This is a genomic window from Rhodococcus sp. AZ1, from assembly GCF_054979605.1.
Genome location: NZ_JBUEQF010000003.1, coordinates 50,759 through 72,320, shown reverse-complemented (window position 1 = coordinate 72,320; position 21,562 = coordinate 50,759). Strand labels below are relative to the sequence as shown.

Below are 21,562 nucleotides of genomic sequence, written 5' to 3'. Positions count from 1 at the left end.
CTGGCGAGGGTGCGCATCGCCTATTTCGGACCGTCGGGGACCTTCACCGAGATGGCGCTCGGGCAGCTCGAGGAGCAGGGCGTGTTCGACGGGGTCGCCGAGCGGGTGAGCGCCGACAGTCAGCCCGCGGCGTTGGCCATGGTGCGCGAGGGCAGTGTCGACGGCGCGGTGGTGCCCATCGAGAGTTCGGTGGAGGGGTCGGTGCCGGCCACGCTGGATTCCCTCGCGTCCGGTGATCGGCTGCAAATTGTGCGAGAGACCGAGCTGGACGTGGCGTTCCACATCGTCGCCCGTCCCGGCACGACGCTCGAGGCGGTACGTACCGTGCGGGCGTACCCGATCGCGGCTGCGCAGGTGCGGCTGTGGCTCGCCCGTAACCTCCCGCACGCAACCGTGGAGTTCGCCAGTTCCAATTCCGGTGCGGCCGAGGATGTTGCGGCGGGGTTGGCCGATGCCGCGGTCTCCACCGACCTTGCCGGGGCGCGGCTGAAGTTGTCCAGCCTGGCCACCTCCGTGGCCGACGTCGAGGACGCTCGCACACGCTTCGTGTACGTCACCAACCCGCGCGTCCCCCCGCCGCGCACGGGCAACGACCGCACCGCGCTGGTTCTCTCACCCGACAACGTGCCCGGGATCCTGCAGGATGCGCTGGCCGAGTTCGGTTCGCGCGGAATCGATCTGCGTTTCATCGAATCGCGTCCGACCAAGACCAAGTTCGGCACGTACCGATTCCACATCGACTGCGTCGGCCATATCGACGACCCCCTCGTTGCCGACGCCCTCGTTGCGCTGCACCGCAAGATGAGCGTCCGATTCCTCGGATCGTGGCCTGCGGCCGGTGATCCGCCCGCAGCCCACACACCGCGGGCAGTGGCGAGCAGCGACTGGCTCAGCGGCCTTCGCGAGGGTCGGCGATGACCGGTCGACTCATCCTCGTTCGGCACGGGCAGACCCACTCGAACGTCGCCCGCCGCCTGGACACCAAACCGCCGGGCGCGGCCCTCACCGACCACGGGCATCACCAGGCACGGATGTTCGCGCAGGCGATGCCGACCCCTCCCGCTGCCGTCGTGTCGTCGATCGCACTGCGCGCCCGCGAGACCGCGACGTACCTCGCCGACCACACCGGCGTACCGCTCGAGGTGCGCGAGGGCCTGCACGAGACCGACGTCGGCGAGATCGAGGACCGCACCGACGACCATGCCCACGCCCAGTTCCGCGACGTCTACGTGAAATGGCTGCAGGGGCACGGCGGGCTGCGAATGCCCGGCGGGGAGAGCGGGGACGAGGTGCTCGACCGCTTCGTGCCGGTGCTCGACGATCTCCGCGGGCGGCTGACCGACGGTGATGTGTACGTGGTCAGTCACGGCGCGGCGATCAGGCTGGTCTCGCAGCGCCTGGGCGGGATCGACCCCGAGGTGGCCGCGAGGAATCACCTCGAGAACACCGCGACGGTGCACCTGGTCCCGAACGGCGACGGGTGGGAGTGCGTGCGCTGGGGTGTGCTTCTCCCGCCCTTCGGTGACCCCGTCGCCACCGCGCCCGTGCCCGAACTCGACGAGCCGATGGGATGACCGACGTGCCTGCCCCGGATGCGCTGCCGCTGACGGGCGTGCGCGTGCTCGAGCTGGGGAACTACATCGCCGGCCCCACCGCGGGGCGCCTGCTCGCGGACTTCGGCGCGGAGGTGATCAAGGTCGAGCGCCCCGAGACCGGTGACGAACTGCGCGGCTGGCGGCTCTACGGTGGCAGCACCTCGATGCTGTTCCACGCGATCAATCGTGGGAAGAAGTCGGTGGTTCTGGACCTGCGCACCGATTCAGGGCGCCGATCCGTGGTGGACATCGCGGCCACGTGCGACGTCGTGATCGAGAACTTCCGGCCCGGCACGCTCGAGAAGTGGGGCATCGGGCCCGAGGTGCTCAGCGCGCGCAACCCCGCCCTGATCTTCGCCCGAGTGTCGGCGTTCGGCCAGACCGGTCCGATGTCCGCGCGCCCCGGTTTCGCGGCCGTCGCCGAGGCGTACGGGGGCTTTCGCGAGCTGGTGGGCGACCCCGACCGGCCACCGGTGCGGGTGGGGGTGTCGATCGGCGACTCCATCGCCGGGCTCTACGCCGCCTTCGGCGCGGCCATGGCGCTGTTCCAGCGTGAACGCACACCGTCGGGGATCTCGCTGCGCGGGCGGACGTTCGACATCGCGCTCAACGAGGCGATCATGTCGATGATGGAATCGCTGGTTCCCGATCACCTTGCCTACGGGGTCACCCGCACCCGCACGGGCGGACGCATGGAGGGCATCGCGCCCAGCAACGCCTACGTGTGTGCCGACGGGACATCGGTGGTGATCGCCGGAAACGGTGACTCGATATTCACGCGGTACATGCAGGCCATCGACCGACCCGACCTCGCTGCCGACCCGGTGCTGCGCACCAACGAGGGGCGCTGGCAGAACCGCGATCGCCTCGACGACGCCATCGGCGAGTGGACCGCCGCACGCACCCGCGCGCAGGTGCTCGAGGTGCTCGCCGCCGCCGAGGTGCCCTCGGGCCCGATCTACACCGCGCGCGACATCGTCGACGACCCGCAGTACCGGGCGCGCAACATGGTTCAGTACTTCCCGGTCGACGCCGGCGGGCCGGAGCCGGCGCAGGTGGGGTTCACCGGCGTCGTTCCCGTCATCGGTGGGGAGTCGATCCCCATTCGCAGCATGGCGCCGGAACTGGGCGAGCACACCGACGAGATCCTCGGTGGGTTGACGTGACCTCGTCGGCCCCGACCCCGGCGCCCGTGCCCGCCGTCACGCTGCGTGATGTGACGCTTCGTGACGGGCTCCAGCTCACCGGGGGCCTGCTCGCCACCGACCGCAAGGTCGCGCTGGTGCGTGAGCTGTTCGCGATCGGTGTTCCCGAACTCGAGATCGGGTCTCTCGCGCGCGGGGATCTGGTGCCGCCCATGGCCAATTCGCTCGAGGTGATCGAGTCCCTGACACCCGATGAACTCGACCGGTGTTGGGTATGGGTGGCCACACCGAGGCACGTCGAGCGGGCAGCGGCGGCGGGGGCTCGCCGATTCCAGTACTGCTTCTCCGCGTCCGATGCACACAATCGCGCCAACATCGGGCGCGACACCGAGGCGTCGTTGGCCGCGATGCCCGACGCGATCGAGATCGCCGGCCGGGTGGGTGGATCGGTGCAACTGTGCATTGCGACAGCGTTCACCTGCCCCTTCGACGGACCGGTGGACCCGGCTCGGGTACTCGAGATCGCGAACGACCCGCGGGCCGACGGAGCCACCGACATCGTTGTCGCAGACACGCTCGGGCAGGCGCACCCGGCGCAGGTGGCGGAGCTGATCGCCAGCGTGGCGACGCGAACCCCGCCGCGGCGCATCGTCTTCCACGGCCACGACACGTGGGGGATGGGTGTTGCGAACACGCTCGCCGCCATCGGTGCGGGTGCGGGGATGGTCGACGGGTCACTCGGTGGGCTCGGCGGATGCCCCTTCGCCCCGGGGGCGAGCGGCAACACCGCGAGCGAGGACATCGCGTTCGCCACCAGGCCACCCTGGCTGACCCCGGTCACGTTCGAGGCGCTGGTGATCGCGGGGGAGAGGGTGCTCGCCGAACTCGACGAGCCCAACCGATCGCGGGCCGCTCAGGGCGCTCGGTCGAAGGCCGACGCATTCGAGTGGGTCATCGGCTCCGGCCGCGCCTGAACCTCCGCCGCTGGCGCGGACCAGCACGGTCAGCTCGGCGCGCAGCCGTGACGGTGTGGCAGCGCCGAGGGTCGACCAGGGGCGCCCGTCGTCACCGCGCCGGGTGGTGGCCAGCAGCCTCCCGGATCCCGTCTCGACCACGACGACGGGATACGCACCGCCGCAGCAGATGTCGTAGTGCGCGCCGCTCGCCCCGAGAGCGGCGGACAACGCCTCGGCCATGTCGCGGGTGACGCCCATCGACCGGAACCGGTGTGGGGTGGGGCGATCGAGAGCAGCGGCCATCTCCTCGCGGGGAGCGGTGACCGAGGGGGTGCCCACGGGCCAGCTCGGGCGTGGGGCCGGGGGAAGTCTGGCGATGAGGATGGTCACCGGATCGGCGACGCGAACCTCGAGGTCGACGTGGGTGGCACCTCGCGCCTCGGTTCCGGCGCTCTCGCTCGCGCAGATGCTCTCCGCGCAGACCACAGCACCCGAGGTGTCCACGCGCAGCGTGTACCTCCCGGTGCACGCACCTCGGCTCACCGTGCGCATCTCCACCGGGCGGCCGCGGGTCAGAAGGGTCAGGGCAGCAACGACGTCGGGGCAGGGCGGCCCGATCGTCTCCGGGTCGAGCATCGAGTCACGTTCCGCCGCGGTCGAATAGGGGAGACCGATGTTCAGCACGGGCGGAAGGGTGTCGATTCCGCCGCCCGCCAGCGCTGCCGCGACCTGAGCCGAGGTCAACCGCCGCCGCAGTACCGGGGTGCTGAGCCCGAGGACGGCCTCGACACCGCCGGGACGGCTGCCTGTGTCACCGCCGGGCAGGCGATCGATGACACCGCCGGGGTCGCTATCGAGCACTGTCTCCCCCGATCACCGGTGTGACCACTCGAACCCCGTCGTCGTAGCGGACGATTCGACGATCGAGCACGGCCTGGTCGATGGCGCAGTCGTCCCCGTGTCGGCGGGTGGGGTGTCCGGCCGGCGGAGAACCGGGTGTCGGCGCGACATCCGACGCCGGGGCCGTCGACGCCGACTGGATAGCGGGGTCGAGGCCGTCGGGCACCGAAGGTGCCACCAGGTGAGCGTCGAGGGAGCCGCGAACTGCTCCCGCAGTGCTGAAACCCGTTGCGATGGTGCGTGACCCGTCGCCCCGTGGCGTGGGCGGTGCAGGTTCGGGGCCGGGCAGGGCGGCCAGGGCGGTCGGGGAGATGGCGCTCGGGGACAGGGCGGTCGGAGACAGGGCACGCCCGGCACTGTCGAGAACGCGCGCAGGATCGAGTGCCCGAACGGAGTCGATCGGTCGGACGGACACAGGATCACCGACTCCGCGAACGGGTTGGTCGGGCGAGTGCGCGGAACTGGTCGACGACGGGTTGGTCTGCGCTGCAACGGTATCGGCGCGGTGGCCGCCACCGTTCTCCGGGTCGGCGTCGTCGACTCGGCGGTCGGCGGTGGGTACGGCGGTGAGCGTGGTGGCGCTCTCTGCGCCGGTGATGCCGGTGGTCAGCGGCTGCGGGCCGGGGATCTCGGTGGGAATCGCCAGGTGGGCGCACGCTCCCTCGTAGGCGAGCATCACCATCGCGGCGCGCACGTCCAGTGCGCGGTCCGCCGCCTCGAGCGCCGCAGCGGTGCCGGTGAGTGCGCCACCGCTGCCGTATGCGGTGACCTTGGCGGTCTCGACGGCGGCGATCTCGGCTGCCGACGGCATCGTGGCCAGCGCCGTGGCGTACGCGGCCGCGTGGGCGCTCGCACGGGCCGACTGCTCGGCTGCCAGGGCGGCAGCAGTCGAGGCCCAGTCGATGAAGGACGTCAGGGCAGTGGACGCCGCGTCGGCGCAGGTGCCCTCCCACGCGGCTGCCAACTCCGCCGACAACCCGGCCACCACGGCGGCGGTGTCGGCCAGCGCTGCCCCCATTGCCGCCCACGACCCCGCGGCGACCGCCGCGGGTGCGGGACCGGCGCCCGCGAGCAACATCGCCGAATTGACCTCGGCCGGTCGCGCGAACCACGCAACGCCCGTCACCCCGATACTCACCGCGTGCCGCCCGTGAGTGCAACGGTGATCGTGCTGTCGACCTCCTCGTACCCGGCGGCCTGCGCACGCAGAACGGTGGCGGTATGTCCGAGTTCGGTCATGGCGGCTCGCGCGGCCGATTCCATGTCGGCCGCGGTCCCGGCGAAGTACCGGGCAGCCAGCAGCGACACCTCGTCTGCGCCTGCCGGTGGCGGCGCGAGCAGACCGACGTGCGCCGACAGGGCAGCGCCGAGCGCGCTCGCGAGCGCATCCAGTCGTGCCGCCGCGGCGATCAGAGCCTGCGGCTCGACTCGCACCTGCGCCATGTATCGCTCCCTGCAGAGTCGGACCGGCCCGGTAGCGGTCCCCTGCACTGTTGGACGCAGCCGACGGCGAATCGGTTCCGTGGTGTCGAAATCTTTCGGCCGGCGCCACCTCTGCGCCGGCGTCGGCTAGCCGTAGCCGAGTTCGTGGAGCCGAGCGTCGTCGATGCCGAAGTGGTGCCCGATCTCGTGGACCACGGTGATCGCGATCTCCCGGCGCGCCTCGTCGATGTCGGCGCTCATCTCGAGGATCGGCAGACGGTAGATGGTGATGACGTCGGGTAGGTGCCCGCTGTACTCGAAGCGCTCGGTGAGGGCGACACCCTCGTACAGGCCCAGCACATCCTCGGTGGGGTGCTCGTCCTCGACCAACACCACCACGTTGTCCATGTGAGCGGTGATCTCCCGAGGCAACGCGTCGAGAGCGTCGCCGACGACGGCCTCGAACTCCTCGGCCGACATCTGCACCGCCATCAGTTACCGCCGGGTGAGATCGGAGCGGCGCCGGGTAGCGGGATCGCCGGTGCCCGACCGTCGGAGATCGGAGGTGGTGCCACGGGCGGTGCGCCGTCGATGGTGATGTCGCCCTTGGCCGATCCCACGATGGTGGCGAAGCCCGACGGATCGACCTCCTTGCCGATCGAGCAGCTCACCTTCCGGCTGTTGGCGAGCCAACTGGTCGCGTCGACGTTGTCCCAGAAGAGCGTGAGCGTCTTGTTCCGCAGAGCGTCGGGGCTGCCGAGGTATGCGGTGGCGGCGTCGTTGCAGGTCTTCTCGAGGAAGCGGTCCTGATCCTCCACGGTGGGCAGGCCGCCGGGGAACTGTGCCGACAGGTCCACCACCGAGACCACCTCGAACGCGTGCGGCTGGGCGCAGTCGACGGTATCGGTGGGCGCTCGATCGGCAATGCCGACGCACGTGCCGGTGTCCCACACCACGGACTGGTCCTGGTCGGCGACCGACCCGACCATCGTCTCGAGCGCGCGCGTGGCGCTGGTCTGCTGAATCCCGCAGCGGATGGTGCGCTCGCCGGAGTTCCAGCCCTTCTGCGACGGGTACATCAGCCCCACCTCGTACCGCCCGCTCGGATCGAAGCGCCCACGCATGTACTCGTCGACCGCCGCCACGCACTGCTCGTCGCGCAGTGACGCGAAGCGCGCGGCGTCGGGATACGGGGCCGTCGGGGCGAACTCCGCACCCGGGTACACCGAGAGGTCGATGTTGTCCGCCACCTCGAAGCGGTGCGGCTGCGCGCACGCCACGGTGGCGAGGTCCTGGCGGTCGGTGTTGGGGTCGTCGGTGGGCGTCCACTGCAGGCAGTCGCCCGCTCCGGCGGTGCCGAACGTACGGTCGATCGCGGCCACCGAACCGGGCGGTGCAACCTTCTCGGTGTCGTCGAAGCCACCGCCCGTGGTCGCGGTGATCACCGCGGCCGCGGCCGCCCCGACGGCGACCAGCGCCAGGAACTTCCGTGTGCGACCGGCCGCGACGGGCAGTCGCAGCCAGGACAGGGTGGGGCGGGGCGCAGCGGACATCGCTGTCCATCATGCCTCAGCGCAGGTGCGTCGGAATCGCCCCAGTAGGCTGACCTCCGTGATCGACCTGAAGTTCGTCCGCGAGAACCCCGACGCAGTGCGGGCGTCGCAGCGCACCCGCGGTGAGGACCCGGCCCTCGTCGACGCGCTGCTCGAGGCCGACGCCGCCCGTCGTGCGGCGGTGCTCGCCGCGGACACCCTGCGCGCCGAGCAGAAGGCGTTGGGCAAGACCGTCGGGCGTGCGACGCCGGAGGATCGGCCCGCGCTCCTCGCCGGTGCGGCCGAACTGGCCGCCCGCGTGAAGGAGGCGGAGGCGCAGCAGAACGAGCAGGACGCCGCTCTCGACGCCGCCCACCGAGCCATCTCCAACATCGTCCAGGACGGCGCGCCCGCCGGCGGTGAGGACGACTACGTGGTGCTCGAGACGATCGGCGAGATCCCGACCATCGAGAACCCGAAGGATCACCTCGAACTGGGCGAGAACCTCGGCATGATCGACACGGTGCGCGGTGCGAAGGTCTCCGGCGCCCGCTTCTACTTCCTCACCGGTGCAGGCGCGCTGCTCCAGCTGGGGCTGTTGCAGTTGGCCGCTCAGCGCGCCGTCGCCCACGGCTTCACCCTGATGATCCCGCCGGTGCTGGTGCGGCCGGAGATCATGGCGGGCACCGGTTTCCTCGGCAAGCACTCCGACGAGATCTACCACCTCGACGACGACGACCTGTACCTGGTGGGCACCTCCGAGGTGCCGCTGGCGGGCTACCACTCGGGGGAGATTCTCGATCTGAGCGCGGGTCCGAAGCGGTACGCAGGATGGTCGACGTGTTTTCGTCGCGAGGCGGGCAGTTACGGCAAGGACACCCGCGGCATCATTCGTGTGCATCAGTTCGACAAGGTCGAAATGTTCGTCTACACCCGCCCCGAGGATGCCGATGCCGAGCATCAGCGGCTGCTGGGGTGGGAGAAGGAGATGCTCGCGGCCATCGAGGTGCCGTATCGGGTGATCGACACCGCCGGCGGAGATCTGGGTTCGTCGGCGGCCCGCAAGTTCGACTGCGAGGCGTGGTTGCCCACGCAGCAGACCTACCGGGAGTTGACGTCGACGTCGAACTGCACCACGTTCCAGGCTCGTCGGCTGTCGGTGCGGTATCGGGACGAGAACGAGAAGCCGCAGATCGCGGCGACGCTCAACGGCACCCTGGCCACCACGCGCTGGATCGCCGCGATCCTCGAGAATCACCAGCAACCGGACGGCAGCGTGCGTGTCCCGGCGGCCCTGGTGCCGTTCGTCGGGACGGATGTGTTCATGCCGCCGGCGGGTAGCTAGCTGCGCGTCGATCGGGAATCGCCGGACACACCGGTCACGGTGCTGGCGAGACGGCTAGTCTTTGCCCCGTGGAACCCGTCTACCAGACCGTCATCGGAATCGCCCGCACCGCGTTCGCCGCTCAGGGACTGAAGTTCACGGTCACCGGAGACGAGCACATCCCGGCCACCGGGGGTGCGGTGATCGCCATCAACCACACCGGCTACCTCGACTTCACCTACGCCGGGCTGCCCGCCCGTCGCGTCAAGCGGTTCGTGCGCTTCATGGCGAAGAAGGAGGTGTTCGACAACAAGTACTCCGGGCCGATCATGCGAGCCCTGCGACACATCCCGGTCGACCGCGCGGCGGGCGCCGAGTCGTTCCACGCCGCCGTTGCCGACCTGAAGAAGGGTGAGCTGGTCGGGGTGTATCCCGAGGCCACGATCAGCCGCAGCTTCGAGATCAAGGAATTCAAGTCCGGCGCCGCACGCATGGCCATCGAGGCGCAGGTGCCGATCATCCCCATCGTGATCTGGGGGGCGCAGCGGGTCTGGACCAAGGGGTATCCGAAGCGGTTGGGGCGCACCAACACTCCCATTTCCATCGCCGTCGGTGAGCCGATCCCGCCGAACCTGCCCGCACCCGAGCTGACGGCCCTGCTGCGCGCAACCATGCAGCAGATGCTGGCCGAGGTGCAGAAGAACTACCGGCATCCGGCCGGGGAGTACTGGGTTCCCGCGCGGCTCGGCGGGAGCGCCCCCACGCTCGAGGAGGCCAACGCCATGGACGAGGCGGATGCCGCTGCCCGCAACGCGGCGCGGCAGAAGCGGAACAAGGGCTCGGACGGCAGCTGACTGATCCGATAGCGCCGACGAGTGTGCAGTAATCCGTGCTGTACACGGATTACTGCACACTCGCGTCGGGGTGGTGACGGTCAGACGTTGGGGCCGGTGATCTCCAGCGCAATGTTGTCGGGGTCGCGGAACTCGAGGATCGCGATGCCCGTCGGGCCGAGGTCCTTCACACCGTCATGGGCGATGCCCAGGTCGTCGAGGACCTGCGCGGCTGCGTGCAGATCGGCAAGTGTGGCCACGGAGAAGCTCACGTGGTCCAGTCCCGCCCGGTCCGGCGTGAACTCGTCGTCGGTGGGTGCGGTGGGGCGAAGCCCCAGCAAGCCGCCGCCGAAGGAGTAGATCACCCCACCGAAGAGGAACCACAGCTGCTCCCGTGTGGCCTCGTCGGCGTCGGCGGGGAGTTCGAAGGCCACGTCGAAACCGAAAACGGCATCGTAGAACTTGCGGGACCTCTCGATGTCGGTGACGGTCAGGCGAACGTGGTGGTAATCGATCGCGGCAATGGGCATGGTGACCTCCGGGTCGGCGCAGCATCTCTGTGCCGGGTCCGACACGTGAGGTATTCGAATCACTGCATGCCTCGGACGGTGTCCCGGTGAAAGAAGTGGTCTGCGTCCCGGTGCGCCGAGATCGGGCAGAATGGTCGCAGTGTCAGACTCCTTCACCCCCGCGCTCGTTGCCAGCGACGTCGACGGGACCCTGCTCGACCATCACGAGATGCTCACCGACCGCACGCGCGCCGCCGTGCACGCGGTGGTCGACAGCGGTGCCCGGTTCGTCCTGGCGACCGGCCGTCCGCCGCGGTGGATAACCCCGGTGGTCGATCAACTGGGGTTCGCGCCACTGGCTGTGTGCGCCAACGGCGCAGTCATCTACGACGCGGATGCCGATCGGATCGTCTCGGCGCAGGTCCTCGACGTCGATGTTCTCGCGCAGCTCGCCGACATCGCCACCACGGTGATCGACGGTTGCGGCCTTGCCGTCGAACGGGTCGGGCGCAGTGCTCACGACAGCGCGACCCCGCAGTTCGTCAGTGCGCCCGGCTACGAGCACGCGTGGCTCAACCCCGATCACATCGAGATGGGTGCCGACGACATGCTCTCCGCGCCCGCCGTGAAGCTCCTGATTCGCGCTCCTCGTTCGACCAGCGGCGCGATGGCCGCCGCCATGGCCCGGCATGTCGACGGGCTCGCCGACGTCACCTTCTCCACCGACAACGGCTTGATCGAACTCTCCGCGCCCGGCATCACCAAGGCCACGGGTTTGCGGGCCGTCACTGATCGGTTGGGGGTGGACACCGCTCGCGTGGCCGCCTTCGGCGACATGCCCAACGACATTGCGATGCTCACCGCAGTCGGTCACGGCGTCGCGATGGGCAACGCGCATGCCGATGCCAAGGCCGCCGCCGACGAGGTCACCCTCTCCCACGCCGACGACGGCGTCGCGCACGTTCTCGAACGCTGGTTCTAGCTCCGGCTCACCCGGCGGGCGCCGGGGCGGGGGCAGGGGCGTTCGCTGCCATCTGCTGGTTGTACGTGTCGGTGTAGGTCTTCAGCACCGTCGAGACGATTCCGGTGACCTGATCGAAGATCAGCGACCCGTTCTGGAAGTCCGACTGTGCGCCGCCGGGGGTGCGGAACTCGTCCGTGACGGGCAGGCCGAGGGGGCCGGTGTCGCCACCCTGCGCGCGGAACGCGTCGAGGATCTTGCCGAGGACCGCGAACGCCTGGCCGGTGGGTGTCGAGTACACCGATCCACCCGCGAAGTCGGCGCGCTGCTGGCCCTGGGCCGCGGGTAGCAGCGGTGTCAGGGCGGTGCCCAGGGGGCCGGTGAGGCCGCCGTCGGCGATCCACTTCTGCACCACCGGTGACTGCCCGGCTGCGCTGAGCAGGGTGTTGACCAGGTCCGCCGTGGTGGCCGGGGTCGTCGTCGCCTGCGACGGGTCCGACACCGGTGACACCGGCGGTGTGGTGGGTGCCGCGGGCGCCGGAGCCGGTGCGGGCGCCGCGCCGGGCAGGTTCGCGGCTGCCAGGTTGCGAATCTCGTCCATCTTGGCGTACGCGGCGTCGCCGGGGCACTCGGTGTTGCCGACGTCGCGGTGAGCGAAGATCACCGGCAGGGTGATCCGCTGCCCCTTGGGCACGAAGGTGAAGCTTGTGCCCTCCGATTCCATGGAGGTGGTTCCCTTGGGGTCGAGCTTGTTCAAGCCCAGTTTCCAGCCGAGGAACTTGCCCACCGACTGCAGCATCTCCTCGCTCGGGGTCACTGTGGAGTAGTCGCCCATCAGTGCCACGCCCACGGTGTTCTCGTTGAACCCGCCCGCGTGTGCGCCTTCGACGTTCTTGTCGAGGCCACCGGCGCGGCCCTCGAAGATCTGGCCGTACTTGTCCACCAGAGCGTTGTAGCCGATGTCGCACCAGCCGAGCGTCTGCGCGTGGTAGGCGTAGATCGCGCGCACGATTCCGGCCGATTCCTCGCGTGTGTAGTCGTTGCTGCCGGCAGTGTGGTGAATGGTGGCGCCACCGAGGCTGTCGTCGTAGGTGGGCGACGCGCACCGCTTGGACTCGTCCGCTCCCCACTGGGCGCGGGTGATGATCGGCGGTTCGGAACCGGTGGCCCCGCCCGCGGCGGACGGCAGGTTGGCGTCACCGGGAGAGGTACCGGGGTTGATGAGGACTGCCGTGGCGTCCGAGACCGCCTGCAGAACAGGGTTGAGCGGGTTCGGCGCCGCGGCCGCCGGGGTTCCGGACTCGGGGCCGGGCGCGGGGGTAGCGGCGTTGGGATCTGCCGGCGCGGGTGCGACCGGCGGGTCGGCCGGGGCGGGGGGCGGGCTCTGATCCACAGCGGGGGGCGCCGCGGGGTCCGCCGGATCCACTGCGGGAGGCGGCGCCGGATCGCCGAGTTGTGTGCGCGCGGGTCCCGTCCGAAGCGGTGTCGAGAATGCGGCGGGAACGTAGCCGTACTGCACAGCGGCCGGGTCTCCGGGAACAGGTGGAGCGGGCGTGCTGGGAACTGCTGCGGGATCGAGCACGGTGGTCGCGGCAGCCGCCGGGGTGAGCAGCACCTGCACCCGTTTGGTCAGGCCGACGAACACCGGGTCGGTGCCCACCGTCGCGGGTGCGGGTGCGTTGTCCTTGGCAGCGCTGTCGATCGGCTGCGTGGCGAACCAGGGGCCCCAGGAGCCGTCGGCCAGTTGGGCCCGAACCTGAGCAGCAGCGTTCTGCAGGGCGCTCGCCGTGATCGCGACCATGCTGAAGGGGGAGTCCTGGCTGACCTCCTTCACCACGGCGCCGGCCGGGGTCCCGGCGGGAAGGCCGGTCGGGGCCGGTGCGGCGACGGGGTTCTGGCCGTTCATCGGGGTCTGCGCCGGAGCGGTGATGCCGGGAATGGGAGGCAGACCCGGGATCGGCGGCAACGTGATGCTGTCGGGGATCGCCTTGGTCAGTTCGGAGAGAGTGATGTCGGGTAGGCCGAGTCCCTGAATCTCACTGAGAGGAATGGTGATGTCGGGCGCGGTGGCGAGTGCCATCTTGGCGATGGTCGTGTCGACCACCACGCCGCCGTTGTTGCTGGCACGAACATCGGTGGTGGCATGGTTTGCCGTGTAGACCGCAATGGGGCCGGTCACCACGAGAGCGGTGATTGCTCCGAGGATCAGCGATGGTTTCGGTCGACGGTGCACTGGCGATCTCTCCCTGGTCTGCCGTTGGCGCTCGGCTTCCACGTCCGCGAGTGGTTCTCCGCTCGTGGCGCAACACAAATGTTGCTGGTGTTACGTATGTGAAAGTTGATACACAACTTGCGCAACATTAGACACAATTGTCACAAGTCTCAACCATAGGTATAGAGTTTCGGTCAGGTGTTCGAACGGTCTGGACTGCGACAGCGTCGCCCACAGTCTCTCGGCGCGGTCGGGGACCGGTGCCACGTCCGATACGCTCGGACCCCGTGACCGATCTCGAATCAGGGAAGTACGACCTCATCGTCGTCGGGTCCGGCTTCTACGGCCTGACCATCGCCGAGCGCAGTGCTTCCGAGCTGGGCAAGCGCGTGCTGGTGCTCGATCGGCGTCACCACATAGGCGGCAACGCCTACTCCGAGCCCGAGCCCGAGACCGGTATCGAGGTGCACAAGTACGGCGCGCACCTGTTCCACACCTCCAACAGGACGGTGTGGGAGTACGTCAACCGGTTCACCGAGTTCACCGACTACCAGCATCGCGTGTTCGCGCTGCACGGCGGCCAGGCCTACCAGTTCCCGATGGGGCTCGGTTTGGTCTCGCAGTTCTTCGGTCGCTACTTCACCCCCGAGCAAGCACGCGCTCTCATCAAGGAACAGGCCGCAGAAATCTCCGTCGAGGACGCAACCAATCTCGAGGAGAAGGCCATCGCGCTGATCGGGCGGCCGCTGTACGAGGCGTTCGTTCGCGACTACACCGCGAAGCAGTGGCAGACCGATCCCAAGGACCTGCCCGCCGGCAACATCACCCGGCTCCCGGTGCGGTACACCTTCGACAACCGGTACTTCAACGACGACTACGAGGGGCTACCGGTGCACGGGTACACCGCGTGGCTCGAGAAGATGGCCGAGCACGAGAACATCGAGGTTCGGCTGAACACCGACTGGTTCGACGTGCGCGAGCAACTGGTGGCCGCCAACCCTGACGCGCCGATCGTCTACACCGGTCCGATCGATCGCTACTTCGACTACTCGGAGGGCGAACTCGGATGGCGCACACTCGACTTCGAGACCGAGGTACTCCCGACCGGTGACTTCCAGGGCACGCCGGTGATGAACTACAACGACGCCGACGTCCCGTTCACCCGCATCCACGAGTTCCGGCATTTCCATCCCGAACGCACCTATCCGGCCGACAAGACCGTGATCATGCGCGAGTACTCGCGTTTCGCCGAGTCAGGCGACGAGCCGTACTACCCCATCAACACCCCCGACGATCGGGCCAAGCTCGCCGCCTACCGCGAGCGCGCGAAGGCCGAGACCGCGCAGAACAAGGTGCTCTTCGGCGGCCGACTGGGCACCTACCAGTACCTCGACATGCACATGGCCATCGCCAGCGCGCTCACCGCCTTCGAGAACACCCTGCGTCCGCACTTCGAGACCGGCGCCCCGCTCTCGGGTGGGACGGCGCAGCCGGGTGGGACGGCGAAGCCGGGAGGGGGGGCGTGACGGCGCTGCTCCAGCGCATTCTGCTGCCCCGACCGGGCGAGCCGCTGGACGTTCGCACCCTGTATCTGGAGGAGGCCTCCACCAACGCCCGTCGCGCACATGCGCGCTCGCGCACGTCGCTGGCCGTCGGACAGGAGTCCGAAGTCTCCTTCTGCACCTACTTCAACGCCTTTCCCGCCAGCTACTGGCGGCGCTACAGCATCCTCACCGCCGTGGTACTACGTGTGGCGATAACCGGCCGCGCGCGTGTGGACGTCTACCGATCCAAGGCGGACAGTTCCCGCATCCACGTCCAGGGACTCGAGACCGACGGCTCCGGTCAGGCGCTCGAGTTCGTGATCGACCTGGCCCCCTTCGAGGACGGCGGATGGATCTGGTTCGACGTCAACTCCGACACCGACTGTGTGCTCGACTCCGCAGGCTGGTACGCCCCCGTGGAGGCACCGGGGGTCGCGTCGGTGGCCGTCGGCATCCCCACGTTCAACCGGCCCGAGGACTGCGTCAAGGCACTCACCGCGCTCGCGTCGGATCCGCTGGTGCTGGCAGTCGTCGAGAAGGTGATCGTGCCGGATCAGGGCACTCGCAAGGTGCGCGACCAGCCGGGATTCGTCGACGCGGCCGCTGCGCTCGGTGATCGTCTGGCACTGCACGACCAGGCCAACCTCGGCGGGTCCGGCGGGTACAGCCGCATCATGTACGAGGCGCTGACGACAACGGACTGTCAGCACATCCTGTTCATGGACGACGACATCGAGATCGAACCGGACTCGATCCTGCGGGCTCTGGCGATGTCGCGTTTCGCGAAGGTGCCGACCCTGGTCGGTGGCCAGATGCTGAACCTGCAGGCACGCAGCCACCTCCACGTGATGGGCGAGAAGATCGACATGTCGATCTTCATGTGGGGGGGCGCGCAGAACGTCGAGTACGACCACGACTTCTCCGAGGACCCGCTGCGGGACTCCAAGTTGCTGCACCGGCGGATCGACGTCGACTACAACGGCTGGTGGATGTGCATGATCCCCCGCGTGGTCGCCGAGACCATCGGTCAGCCCCTGCCGCTGTTCATCAAGTGGGACGACGCGGAGTACGGCCTACGCGCTCGCGAGCACGGTTTCCCCACGGTGACGCTGCCGGGCGCGGCGATCTGGCACATGGCGTGGTCGGACAAGGACGACGCCATCGACTGGCAGGCGTATTTCCACCTCCGCAATCGCCTCGTCGTGGCGGCGCTCCACATGCAGGGCAGCGTCAATGCTCTCGTCGCGGACACCGTCAAGGCCACCGCCAAGCACCTGCTGTGCCTCGAGTACTCCACCGTCGCGATCCAGAACATGGCCATCCGAGACTTCCTGAAGGGCCCGGCGCACATCGCGTCGATCCTGCCCACCGCGCTCGGTGACGTGCACGCCGCGCGCCGCGCCTACCCGGACGCCGTGGTGGTCGGCTCGTCCACCGAACTGCCGGCACCCTCCGGTGCGAGCGTTCCCGCTGTCGGTGAACCCGTCGGCGCGCTGGCCAAGGTGGCGCGGCTCGGCCGGGGCCTGGTGCACAACGTGCGCGCCGCCGATACCGCCCACCACGAGCGTCCTCAGCTCAACGTCCCCACCCTCGACGCGCGGTGGTTCCTGCTCTCGCAGATCGACGGCGTCACCGTGACCACCGCCGACGGCCGGGGCGTGGTCTACCGCAAACGGGATCCGCGGACAGCCGCCGGACTGCTCGCCGAGGCATTGCGACTGCGCCGTGAGCTGCGCGTTCGCTTTCCGGACCTCGCAGGGCAGTATCGTCGCGCCGTCCCCGAACTGACCAGCAAGGAGCATTGGGAACGTGTCTTCAGCCACCAGCAGTAGATCGCCGCGCGAGATCGCGGTGATCGCCGCGGTCCAGCGCAGCGTGGGCGCGGTGCCCGGTGCGGTCCCTGCCGCGCGCGGGATGTCGCACTTCGGCGAACACGCTCTCGGGTGGATTGCCATCGGCGCGATCGGCGCGGCACTCGATCGCCCGCGACGTCGCGAGTGGCTCGGTGTGGCCGGGGGAGCGGTCGGTGCACACGCCGCCTCGATCGTCGTCAAGCGCATCTCACGCCGTCGTCGACCCAGCGACCCGGCTGTGCGCGTGGGTGTGTCGACGCCGTCGCAGTTCAGCTTCCCGTCCTCGCACGCCACGTCCACCACCGCCGCTGCCGTGCTGATCGGGCGCATTCTCGGCAAACCCGTTGCCGCGGCCGTGGTGCCGCCGATGCTCCTCTCACGCCTTGTTCTGGGCGTGCACTACCCCTCCGACGTTCTCGTCGGGTCGGCGCTCGGCGCGGTGTCCGCCGCGGCCGTCGTGAAGTTCCAGTCCCAGTCCCAGTCCACGACCTCGGCAGGAGAATCATGAGCGAGGAAGCCGCACCGGTCGGAGCGCCCCCGAAGAATCTTGTCGACGGCATCATCAAGGCCGTTCGTCCCCGTCAGTGGGTCAAGAACGTGCTGGTGCTCGTTGCGCCGCTGGCCGCCGGCTCGGTCACCGACGTGAACGTCCTGGCTCCGGTGGGCTTGGCCTTCGTGGTGTTCTGCATGGCCGCCTCGGGCGTCTACCTGGTCAACGACGCGATGGATGTGGAGGCCGACCGCGCGCACCCCACCAAGAGGTTCCGGCCGATCGCGGCCGGGGTGCTGCCGGTCAACCTCGCGTATGCGATGGCCGTGGTGCTGCTGGCCGGGTCGATCGGCCTGTCGTTCGTCGCCAACAACAACCTGCCCGTCGTGATGGCGGTGTACGTCGGGGTGCAGCTCGCGTACTGCTTCGGGCTCAAGCACCAGGCCGTCCTGGACATCACCATCGTCTCGTCGGGATTCCTGCTGCGCGCCATCGCCGGCGGTGTCGCTGCGAACATCCCACTCTCGCAGTGGTTCCTGCTGATCATGACCTTCGGTTCGCTGTTCATGGCGGCCGGCAAGCGGTACGCGGAACTGCAACTCGCCGAGCGCACCGGCGCGAAGATCCGCCGCTCGCTCGAGAGTTACACCACCAGCTACCTGCGGTTCGTCTGGACGCTCGCGGCGACATCCCTGGTGATCTGCTACGGACTGTGGGCTTTCGAGCAGGACCGCGTCGACAGCACCAATCTGTTCGCAATTTCGATGGTCCCGTTCACGATCGCTATCCTTCGGTATGCCGTCGACGTCGACGGTGGCGTTGCCGGGGAGCCGGAAGAGATCGCACTCGGTGACCGAGTGCTCCAACTCCTCGCCATAGTGTGGATCGGAGTTGTGGGTGTCGCTGTCTACCTCACCTGAGGAGCGCACGGCCACGCCCGAGATCGCCTCGACAGAAGGCTCGACAGGAGAGCTGTCGACGCCGACCTACGCCCGTGTGATCGGCGCACTGGGCATCGCCGTCACCGCTGCACTGACCTTCTACGGTGCGTGGGAGCGTCGCTGGATCGCCGACGACGGCCTCATCGTCCTTCGCACCGTGCGCAACCTGCTCGCCGGGAACGGGCCGGTGTTCAACCGCGGTGAGCGCGTCGAGACCAACACCAGCGCCGCATGGACGTACGTGGTGTGGTTCTTCGGTTGGCTCAGCGGAGTGCAGCTCGAGTACGTCGTGCTCACCATCGCCCTGGTGCTGACCACCGCCGCGGTGGTGATCGCGATGATCGGCACCGCCCGGCTGCACCGCGGCCGCGTCGCGGTCCTGGTTCCGGCCGGCGCGATCGTCTACATTGCCGTCTCGCCCGCTCGCGACTTCGCGACGTCCGGGCTCGAGACGTGCCTGGTGCTGTTCTGGCTGGCCGTCCTGTGGCTGCTGGTGGTGCGGTGGGCCTACCGCGACCGCAGTGCACCGGTTGTCCTGGTGGCGTTCTGGGCCGGGCTCTCGCCGTTGGTGCGGCCGGAACTGGTGCTGGTGGGCGGGCTGTTCCTGGTCATCATGTTCGTCGCCACCCGCGGACTTCTCCGCAAGGCGATCCTGGTCGCTGCCGCAGGAGCGATCCCGCTCGGCTACCAGGTGTGGCGGATGGGCTACTACGGCCTGCCGTATCCGAACACCGCGGTGTCCAAGGATGCGGGCGGTAGCAAGTGGGGTCAGGGGACGAAGTACCTGATCAATCTCATCGCGCCGTACTGGCTGTGGATCCCGTTCGCGATCGCCCTGGTGATCGCGGTGGTGACGGCGGTGGTGCTGGCTCGCCGAGCGCAGGTGTCGCTGCCTCGCTCCGATCGCGATCTTCGCGCAGCCGCAGTGCGGGCCGTGCGGACGGCGCCGCAGTGGGTGCGCTCGCCCGCGGCGGTCACGGCCGCGATGGTGCTCTCCGGTGTGCTCTCCGCCGTGTACACCGTCCGCGTCGGCGGCGACTTCATGCACGGACGCACTCTGCTCCCGGGTCTGTTCATGCTGCTGCTCCCGGTCTCGGTGGTGCCGTTGCCGTTGCGCCGCGCGGCGGTGGCCGTACCCGCTGCACTGGCGTGGATCGCTGTGATGGTCTGGGCCGGTTTCGCCGCGTCGACGCCGGGCATGCCGGGGGGCAGCTCCCTCACGCGCAGCGGCATCGTCGACGAGCGGGCGTTCTATGCCCTCAACACCGGTCACCAGCACCCGATCCTGGCCAGCGACTACCTGGACTACCCACGGATGCGCGCGATGGTGCGCACCATCGAGGACACCCCGAACGGTGGGTTGCTGCTCAACAGTCCCCAGTACACCTACTGGGACGTGGTGACCCCACCGGCGCCGATCCCGCCGGGCGGGGCCGAGCACGTCGTCTACTTCCTGAATCTGGGGATGACGAGCATGAACGTGGGGCTCGACGTGCGGGTGCTCGATCAGATGGGACTGGCGTACCCGTTGGCGGCCCACACGCCGCGCCTGGACGGTGGCCGGATCGGCCACGACAAGGCTCTCTACGCGGACTGGGTGGTCGCAGACACCGGCATGGTCGAGACCAAGCCGTTCCTACCCCCGTTCATGGACGAGAACTGGGTGGCGCGCGCCAAGCTGGCGTTGACATGTCCGCAGACGGTGCAGCTGCTGGATTCGTATCGGTCCGAGCTCACACGCGCTCGCTTCGTTCAGAACTTCAAGAACTCCCTCGAGATAGCCGCCTATCGGTTCGATCGGGTCCCCGAGTACGCGCTCGAGGACTGTTCTCTGCCACTTCCACCGGAAAAATGACCGTCCCGTAGTGAGATCCACATCACATTCGGGCGTGATTCTCAGCAGTTTCGAGCCGAATCCGCGCCGTGTTTCTGCAGTGATGTGCAGCCGGGATGTGCGCTGTGTAACGATGAGCGCGCGCCGAGGTATCAACGGTGGGGTTCCCATCGGCGCGATGTCGTCGGTTAAGGTTCTGCGGTCGGCGACCGCAAGACATACGGAGAGGCCAGTTGTATGCATGAGGGGTCCGTGGCTGTCCTGAAGGACGGCACGAACAACACGACCGACGCGCACGGGGGGAAGCGTTCGCGTGTCGGTGCTCGGCTGCGCCGGGCTCTGGTGGCTGTCGGCCTGAGCGTGGCACTGCCGCTCGGCCTGGTGGTCGCCGTCGCGCCCACGGCCTCCGCGGCCGACGTCGGCGGTTTCGACGTGTGGACCGACTCGTCGATGGGCCCGATCAAGAGCCGCGTCTGGCGTGCGGCCGACGGCAACACCAACAAGGTGGTCTACCTCCTCGACGGGCTGCGGGCCCGCAACGATCTCAGCGGTTGGGAGATCGAGACCAACGCCGGCTCGTTCCTGGCGAGCCAGGGCATCAACGTCGTCGAGCCCGTCGGTGGTCAGTCGAGCTTCTACACCGACTGGTACACACCGTCGAACTTCAACAACCAGAAGGTCACCTACAAGTGGGAGACCTTCCTGACCAAGAACCTCCCCGACCGCCTCGCCGCGCCGGATCTTCGCTTCTCGCGCACCCGCAACGGTGTGGTGGGCCTGTCGATGGGCGGCAGCGCGGCTCTGACGCTCGCTGCGTACTACCCGCAACAGTTCAGCTACGCGGGCTCGCTCTCGGGCTACCTGAACATCTCCGCCCCCGGCATGCGCGAGGCCATTCGCCTGGCGATGCTCGACTCCGGCGGCTTCAATGTCGACGCCATGTGGGGACCGCCCTGGAACCCGGCGTGGCTGCGCAACGACCCGTTCGTGTTCGCCCCGCGTCTGCGTGACAACGGCACCCGCGTGTGGGTCTCGGCCGCGAGCGGCCTGCCCGGCGACTTCGACCGCCCGCGGTCACTGGTGGACTACTTCAACACCGCCAACGGCATGGCACTCGAGGCTCTCGCTCTGGCCAACAGTCGCGCCTTCCAGATCCGTATGGCGACCATCGGCGGCAACAACGTGACGTACAACTTCCCGGCGTACGGCACACACCGGTGGGACTACTGGTCCCAGCAGATCTATCTGCTCAAGGACGACCTGCGCAACAACATCGGCTGACCTGCTCCCGGTCGGTTGCACACTCGGGTGTCGAGCCCCGGAACACCTGGTGTTCCGGGGCTCGATGCGTGTCCGGAACCGTGCGGTGGGCAATCCGGAAGCCTGTGGTGGGTAACCCGCATTCCCGCATCGGGTAACAGAGTGGTAACAACAGCATCAGTGGTAACAGCGAGCCGTTCGGTGCCGATGATCCTGAACGTGTAGAACTATTCGGTGACCCGTCCGGCGAT

Annotated in this window: 19 protein-coding genes and 1 pseudogene; 13 read left to right on the top strand and 7 right to left on the bottom strand. The window is 68.7% G+C overall.

The features are described from left to right. Positions 1-9: 9 nt before the first annotated feature. Genes pheA through ACY48E_RS04775 form a run of 4 tightly spaced genes read left to right on the top strand, consistent with a single transcriptional unit; the run spans position 10 to position 3,714 of the window. Entirely contained in the window at positions 10-918 is a 909-nt protein-coding gene (gene pheA / locus ACY48E_RS04790; RefSeq protein WP_462870956.1) for a prephenate dehydratase, read from the top strand. Further along, positions 915-1,574 carry a histidine phosphatase family protein gene (locus ACY48E_RS04785; RefSeq protein WP_462870955.1) on the top strand — a complete coding sequence of 220 codons (660 nt, stop codon included), beginning with the start codon at positions 915-917 and terminating at the stop codon, positions 1,572-1,574. Before pheA ends, ACY48E_RS04785 begins: the two co-directional genes overlap by 4 nt. Then, the gene (locus ACY48E_RS04780) at positions 1,571-2,761 is read left to right on the top strand and encodes a CaiB/BaiF CoA transferase family protein (RefSeq protein WP_462870954.1); all 1,191 of its coding nucleotides are present in this window, start codon (positions 1,571-1,573) and stop codon (positions 2,759-2,761) included. Before ACY48E_RS04785 ends, ACY48E_RS04780 begins: the two co-directional genes overlap by 4 nt. Next, on the top strand, positions 2,758-3,714 hold the full coding sequence (locus ACY48E_RS04775; protein ID WP_462870953.1) for a beta/alpha barrel domain-containing protein: 957 nt from the start codon (positions 2,758-2,760) through the stop codon (positions 3,712-3,714). The genes ACY48E_RS04780 and ACY48E_RS04775 overlap by 4 nt, the downstream gene beginning before the upstream one ends. Before the next feature lie 90 nt (positions 3,715-3,804). On the opposite strand, the pseudogene ACY48E_RS04770 reads toward ACY48E_RS04775, so the two are convergent. The 5 genes and pseudogenes from ACY48E_RS04770 to ACY48E_RS04750 form a co-directional block, all read right to left on the bottom strand. After that, positions 3,805-4,380: pseudogene (locus ACY48E_RS04770) on the bottom strand (hypothetical protein); the annotation flags it as partial. Positions 4,381-4,546: 166 nt separating this feature from the next. Continuing rightward, on the bottom strand, positions 4,547-5,722 hold the full coding sequence (locus ACY48E_RS04765; protein WP_462870952.1) for a PPE domain-containing protein: 1,176 nt from the start codon (positions 5,720-5,722) through the stop codon (positions 4,547-4,549). Between the two features lie 8 nt (positions 5,723-5,730). After that, positions 5,731-6,039: a PE domain-containing protein gene (locus ACY48E_RS04760; RefSeq protein ID WP_462870951.1), complete on the bottom strand. Its 309-nt coding sequence runs from the start codon at positions 6,037-6,039 to the stop codon at positions 5,731-5,733. 126 nt (positions 6,040-6,165) lie between these two features. Next, entirely contained in the window at positions 6,166-6,510 is a 345-nt protein-coding gene (locus ACY48E_RS04755; RefSeq protein WP_462870950.1) for a metallopeptidase family protein, read from the bottom strand. Further along, positions 6,510-7,571: a septum formation family protein gene (locus ACY48E_RS04750; protein ID WP_462870949.1), complete on the bottom strand. Its 1,062-nt coding sequence runs from the start codon at positions 7,569-7,571 to the stop codon at positions 6,510-6,512. Before ACY48E_RS04750 ends, ACY48E_RS04755 begins: the two co-directional genes overlap by 1 nt. A 58-nt stretch (positions 7,572-7,629) precedes the next feature. Between ACY48E_RS04750 and serS the strand changes: the two genes are divergently transcribed. Beyond that, a complete protein-coding gene (gene serS, locus ACY48E_RS04745) occupies positions 7,630-8,895 on the top strand; it encodes a serine--tRNA ligase (protein WP_462870948.1) in 1,266 nt (421 codons plus the stop codon). A gap of 68 nt (positions 8,896-8,963) precedes the next feature. After that, a complete protein-coding gene (locus ACY48E_RS04740; protein WP_462870947.1) occupies positions 8,964-9,728 on the top strand; it encodes a lysophospholipid acyltransferase family protein in 765 nt (254 codons plus the stop codon). An 80-nt stretch (positions 9,729-9,808) separates the two neighbouring features. Here ACY48E_RS04740 and ACY48E_RS04735 read toward each other — a convergent pair whose 3' ends face one another. Beyond that, the gene (locus tag ACY48E_RS04735) at positions 9,809-10,237 is read right to left on the bottom strand and encodes a VOC family protein (protein WP_462870946.1); all 429 of its coding nucleotides are present in this window, start codon (positions 10,235-10,237) and stop codon (positions 9,809-9,811) included. A 130-nt stretch (positions 10,238-10,367) separates the two neighbouring features. Between ACY48E_RS04735 and ACY48E_RS04730 the strand changes: the two genes are divergently transcribed. Further along, positions 10,368-11,198 (top strand): HAD family hydrolase, encoded by an 831-nt coding sequence (locus tag ACY48E_RS04730; protein ID WP_462870945.1) that lies wholly within the window; start codon positions 10,368-10,370, stop codon positions 11,196-11,198. Between the two features lie 7 nt (positions 11,199-11,205). Here ACY48E_RS04730 and ACY48E_RS04725 read toward each other — a convergent pair whose 3' ends face one another. Then, the gene (locus tag ACY48E_RS04725; protein ID WP_462870944.1) at positions 11,206-13,356 is read right to left on the bottom strand and encodes an N-acetylmuramoyl-L-alanine amidase; all 2,151 of its coding nucleotides are present in this window, start codon (positions 13,354-13,356) and stop codon (positions 11,206-11,208) included. 320 nt (positions 13,357-13,676) lie between these two features. On the opposite strand from ACY48E_RS04725, the gene glf reads away from it, so the two are divergent. From glf to ACY48E_RS04695, 6 genes are all read left to right on the top strand, one after another. Further along, on the top strand, positions 13,677-14,915 hold the full coding sequence (glf, locus tag ACY48E_RS04720) for a UDP-galactopyranose mutase (RefSeq protein WP_462870943.1): 1,239 nt from the start codon (positions 13,677-13,679) through the stop codon (positions 14,913-14,915). Continuing rightward, positions 14,912-16,765, top strand: a complete 1,854-nt coding sequence (locus tag ACY48E_RS04715) for a glycosyltransferase (protein ID WP_462870942.1) — start codon at positions 14,912-14,914, stop codon at positions 16,763-16,765. Before glf ends, ACY48E_RS04715 begins: the two co-directional genes overlap by 4 nt. Next, positions 16,743-17,294 (top strand): phosphatase PAP2 family protein, encoded by a 552-nt coding sequence (locus ACY48E_RS04710; protein ID WP_462870941.1) that lies wholly within the window; start codon positions 16,743-16,745, stop codon positions 17,292-17,294. The genes ACY48E_RS04715 and ACY48E_RS04710 overlap by 23 nt, the downstream gene beginning before the upstream one ends. Next, on the top strand, positions 17,291-18,196 hold the full coding sequence (locus ACY48E_RS04705; protein WP_462870940.1) for a decaprenyl-phosphate phosphoribosyltransferase: 906 nt from the start codon (positions 17,291-17,293) through the stop codon (positions 18,194-18,196). Before ACY48E_RS04710 ends, ACY48E_RS04705 begins: the two co-directional genes overlap by 4 nt. Beyond that, complete coding sequence (gene zomB / locus ACY48E_RS04700; protein WP_462870939.1) at positions 18,174-20,072, top strand: flagellar motor control protein ZomB; 1,899 nt, start codon at positions 18,174-18,176, stop codon at positions 20,070-20,072. The genes ACY48E_RS04705 and zomB overlap by 23 nt, the downstream gene beginning before the upstream one ends. Before the next feature lie 216 nt (positions 20,073-20,288). Further along, positions 20,289-21,332: an alpha/beta hydrolase gene (locus tag ACY48E_RS04695; RefSeq protein WP_462870938.1), complete on the top strand. Its 1,044-nt coding sequence runs from the start codon at positions 20,289-20,291 to the stop codon at positions 21,330-21,332. The last annotated feature ends 230 nt before the right edge of the window (positions 21,333-21,562 follow it).

Coding starts and splice junctions, on each gene's coding strand:
- ACY48E_RS04730 (WP_462870945.1), top strand. CDS start 10,368: ATGGTCGCAGTGTCAGACTCCTTCACCCCCGCGCTCGTTGCCAGCGAC.
- ACY48E_RS04755 (WP_462870950.1), bottom strand. CDS start 6,510: ATGGCGGTGCAGATGTCGGCCGAGGAGTTCGAGGCCGTCGTCGGCGAC.
- ACY48E_RS04785 (WP_462870955.1), top strand. CDS start 915: ATGACCGGTCGACTCATCCTCGTTCGGCACGGGCAGACCCACTCGAAC.
- ACY48E_RS04695 (WP_462870938.1), top strand. CDS start 20,289: ATGCATGAGGGGTCCGTGGCTGTCCTGAAGGACGGCACGAACAACACG.
- ACY48E_RS04760 (WP_462870951.1), bottom strand. CDS start 6,039: ATGGCGCAGGTGCGAGTCGAGCCGCAGGCTCTGATCGCCGCGGCGGCA.
- ACY48E_RS04780 (WP_462870954.1), top strand. CDS start 1,571: ATGACCGACGTGCCTGCCCCGGATGCGCTGCCGCTGACGGGCGTGCGC.
- ACY48E_RS04705 (WP_462870940.1), top strand. CDS start 17,291: ATGAGCGAGGAAGCCGCACCGGTCGGAGCGCCCCCGAAGAATCTTGTC.
- ACY48E_RS04735 (WP_462870946.1), bottom strand. CDS start 10,237: ATGCCCATTGCCGCGATCGATTACCACCACGTTCGCCTGACCGTCACC.
- ACY48E_RS04750 (WP_462870949.1), bottom strand. CDS start 7,571: ATGTCCGCTGCGCCCCGCCCCACCCTGTCCTGGCTGCGACTGCCCGTC.